This is a genomic window from Candidatus Woesearchaeota archaeon (genome assembly GCA_026394965.1).
In the GTDB taxonomy this organism is placed as follows: domain Archaea; phylum Nanobdellota; class Nanobdellia; order Woesearchaeales; family 0-14-0-80-44-23; genus JAPLZQ01.
The window spans coordinates 1-3,403 of the sequence record JAPLZQ010000112.1 but is presented as its reverse complement, the minus strand read 5'-3'; the positions used below and the strand labels follow the sequence as shown (position 1 = coordinate 3,403).

The following is a 3,403-nucleotide window of genomic DNA, read 5'->3' as shown; positions in this document are numbered from 1 at the left end:
TATGAGATTGAACGCCTCTATCAACAGGTGCACTCCCTTGTGCGGCGATATTCTTCCCACAAACAGGAGCACTGGCTCGTTCCTTATTCCGTATTTCTTCCTTATTGAAGAGCCGTCAATCCCCAGATGGAATCTTTTAGTGTCAATTTTGCAGTGCTCAATCCTGCTTGGGATTCCTGTCTCTCTTTTCAGGACATCCCTAAGAAAATAGCTTATGCTCACTGCCTCATCAACATTTCTTATAGTTCTATTTGTGAGGAAGCGGAAAATCCTTAGAAAAACCCTTTCCTGAATGCTCGGGAAAAGCTCAGGGTAGTTTATCCCGTAATTATAATAAATGTATTTCATCTTTTTCCCGTAAATTTTCTTTGCAATAAAGCAGGGAAAATTCATAGGGTAATAATGGCTTATTGCAGTCCCATAATCCTTTAATTCCCTTATTATTTTTATGTTTCTTATTATGTTAAGTGGGAATAAGAGTTTGTAGATTGGCTGGAGAATCTTTTTTTTTGGAATCCCAAATGCCTCAAGTTCAGCGTGCTTTGGCTTTAATGTTGCATCCAGGCAGAATATCTTGACTTTAAAGCCCTTCCTGAAATACTCCTCTGCCTGAAGCTCAACCATCCTGTCTATTCCGCTGAATTCATAGAATGTCGGGGTAAGAATTGCAATTCTTCCTGCCTTTTTTTTGTCTGAAATTTTTCTTCACCTAAATAATCAAATTTCTCAATAACTCTTTTCTGCTCTTATGTATTTAACATCTTCTGGAATTTTATGTTTTTCAATCTCGCTTTCAACGATGTTCTCAAGGTCGCATAGTTCAAGCTTTAAGAACCAGATAAAATTCTTGTCTGTCACTTCCTGCAATTCATTCTTTCCAGTCTTGACTGCAAAACCGCATTCGCAGTTCCAGTAATAGCTTCCTCCAGTATAATCCCCAAGGTATTCCCATTGTCCCATGTTTTTTTCCTCCACTTGGTTTAATTCCGCTTTGTGACGGATACTATGAAATGCGCAATAAGGTTTCCTCTGTCTGTCCTTTCCTTCTTTTCTATTTCAATATCCCCGAATCTGCAGAATGCTTTCCTTATATCGTTTTCAGTCATGAAATTTGTGAATCCATACTCCTTCAGGTAATCTTTCTTGCTTACCCTGCTTTTTTTGCTGATTATCATGCTGAAAATTTTTCCATTGTGCTTAAGCACTCTGTGCATTTCCTTTATTATTTGTTTTATGCAGGAATTCCTGTTGTGCTGAAGCGCGCAGATGTCTATTATGCAGTCAAAATAATTATTGGGATATTTCAGTTTTATTATGTCTCCAGTAAGAAATTCCCCTTTTAGATTTTCTTTTCTGAATCTCTCTGTTGCGATTTTTATTGCTGTTTCGCTTCCGTCTATCCCAAATGAGGAGAATCCCTCTCTTGCAATAAACCATGCGCCTGCCCCTGTTCCGCATCCCAAATCGAGAATCCTGATTTTTTCCCTGTCTTTTGCCTTGTAGAAATTCCTTGCTATGAACCTTACAAGCTCTTCTGAAGGGTATTTTCCCCACGCCCGATTCTGAAAAACCTTTTCCCAGCGGGAATCCCAGCTTCTATTAGCTAATGTACCAAAAACAGTTGCATCTGTGCCAGAAACACGCTTGTTTTTGAGTATTTTTGTATTGCTCATTTTAATCCTTTTCTCGCGTATATTGCCGTGTTTATTATGCAGTTTATCCTTCCGAATGTCAGATAGTAAAGTGCTTTAGTGAAGAAGTGAAGCATTCCCGCAAGCACCCTTGTCTTATTGTCAAGGAATATCTCTGAGCGCTCATATTTAACCTTAAGCACAGAAAATCCGCTTCTTTCTATAAACCCTTTTATTGTCTTTGGGTAGAAATAGAAGATGTGCGAGCCGGGATTAAAGTATGTTGCTTCCTTTCCAAATGAGTTCTTAATCCGGAATAATCTGTCAATGCGCCTTTTCAGGAGCACATAATTCGGGTTAGGCACTCTCACCACAAGAAGCCCGCCCTCTTTCAGCAGTTTCCCTGCAGAAAAAAGCGCAGATTTTGGATGGTGCATGTGCTCAAGGACATCAAACATTGTTATTGCGTCAAACTTCTGCCTTGAGCCGCGGAAATCATCTGGAAAAAAGCCCTTTTCAACATTCAGCTTTTTCTTCTGGCATCTCTTAACTGAGCTTCCTGCCGGCTCTATTCCGTAGACCTGCCACCAGTCCTTTTTTGCAAGTTCCATGAATTCGCCTTCTCCGCAGCCCACATCAAGGAGCTTTCCCCTTTTTCCACCAGTAAGCCGGTCAATCTCCCTGAGCTCTTCACTGAAGAATCTTTTCCTGTCTGCATTCTCAAATATGCTCATCCATTTTCTGTCTTCCTTTCCGAATGTCTCGCGCCTTCCAACCTGAAGAGGGTTAACATACACAAGAGCGCATTTTCTGCATTTGAAATAGTCAAATCCCTTTTCAGAAGCAAAGAACCTGCGCTTCAAAGAGCCGCAGCATACGCATTTCTGGTCTTTTTCTTTTTCAGCTTTCATTTTTATTCTGGCTTTTTTCCTTAGGGGATAATTTAAACAGCGTTTATAAATTTTTAGTATGAAAAGTGCAGGCGCTGAATGATTTCAGTTAAATTTATAAACGATTTTGCTCTGCACTTCTCTCAATGAAAATTTTGATGCTCAATCCTTCCTATGTCAGGGATTTCTGCAAGTCAGCGCGCTGGGCAACAAGGAGCAGGGGAAGGGTGCAGAGGCATCCTGAATACATGCTGACTGCGACTGCTGTTCTTGAGCGTGAGCACAATGTGAAGTTTGTGGATGGGGCTGCGCTTAACATACCTAAGAAGGAGATTGCGAAAATAATTTCGAGATTTAGGCCGGATTTAACTGTAATCCACACAACAACTCCAAGCATTTACAATGACATATCCTATGCAAAGCTTGCAAAGGATTTTTGCTCAGCAACTGTTTTAGTTGGTGCGCATTCCTCTGCTGTTCCGAAAGACACTTTCAGGATAGCAAACAAGCTCTCAAAGGGCTGTGTTGACATGATTGTCCGCGGAGAGGAGGATTACACTTTAAGGGATGTTGCAGCAGGAAAGGAGAAAAAAGATATTCTTGGACTTTCATATTATGAAAAAGGAAAAGTTTTTCACAATCCCCTAAGGATTGCTTCTGAGGACATAAACGGGCTTCCATTCCCTGCATGGCACCATGTGAAGCCGGAGTGGTATTTCAACGGCGGAAACTTATATCCCTTCATCACTCTCATTTCAGCAAGGGGATGCTTCGGAAGGTGCACTTTCTGCAGGGAAACTCAGGTTACATTTGGAAGAATGCTTCGGCTAAGGCATCCCAAACTCGTTGTTGCAGAGATAGAATATGACCTTAAGACATTTC

General features: G+C 40.9%; 5 protein-coding genes. 1 reads left to right on the top strand and 4 read right to left on the bottom strand.

Annotation, left to right across the window (positions count from 1 at the left end):
* The 4 genes from NTV63_05315 to NTV63_05300 form a co-directional block, all read right to left on the bottom strand.
* On the bottom strand, positions 1 to 633 hold a 633-nt coding region (locus tag NTV63_05315), incomplete at its 3' end, for a glycosyltransferase (GenBank protein MCX6710338.1).
* A gap of 93 nt (positions 634 to 726) precedes the next feature.
* Positions 727 to 960 carry a hypothetical protein gene (locus NTV63_05310; protein ID MCX6710337.1) on the bottom strand — a complete coding sequence of 78 codons (234 nt, stop codon included), beginning with the start codon at positions 958 to 960 and terminating at the stop codon, positions 727 to 729.
* A 20-nt stretch (positions 961 to 980) separates the two neighbouring features.
* Complete coding sequence (locus NTV63_05305) at positions 981 to 1,673, bottom strand: methyltransferase domain-containing protein (GenBank protein ID MCX6710336.1); 693 nt, start codon at positions 1,671 to 1,673, stop codon at positions 981 to 983.
* A complete protein-coding gene (locus tag NTV63_05300) occupies positions 1,670 to 2,542 on the bottom strand; it encodes a class I SAM-dependent methyltransferase (GenBank protein ID MCX6710335.1) in 873 nt (290 codons plus the stop codon). The genes NTV63_05305 and NTV63_05300 overlap by 4 nt, the downstream gene beginning before the upstream one ends.
* A gap of 125 nt (positions 2,543 to 2,667) precedes the next feature.
* On the opposite strand from NTV63_05300, the gene NTV63_05295 reads away from it, so the two are divergent.
* Positions 2,668 to 3,403, top strand: a 736-nt coding sequence (locus NTV63_05295) for a B12-binding domain-containing radical SAM protein (GenBank protein ID MCX6710334.1), incomplete at its 3' end; no start/stop codon positions are given.

What these genes read in the sequence shown, in the direction of transcription:
- NTV63_05310 (MCX6710337.1), bottom strand. Translation starts at nt 960, where the DNA reads ATGGGACAATGGGAATACCTTGGGGATTATACTGGAGGAAGCTATTAC.
- NTV63_05305 (MCX6710336.1), bottom strand. Translation starts at nt 1,673, where the DNA reads ATGAGCAATACAAAAATACTCAAAAACAAGCGTGTTTCTGGCACAGAT.
- NTV63_05300 (MCX6710335.1), bottom strand. Translation starts at nt 2,542, where the DNA reads ATGAAAGCTGAAAAAGAAAAAGACCAGAAATGCGTATGCTGCGGCTCT.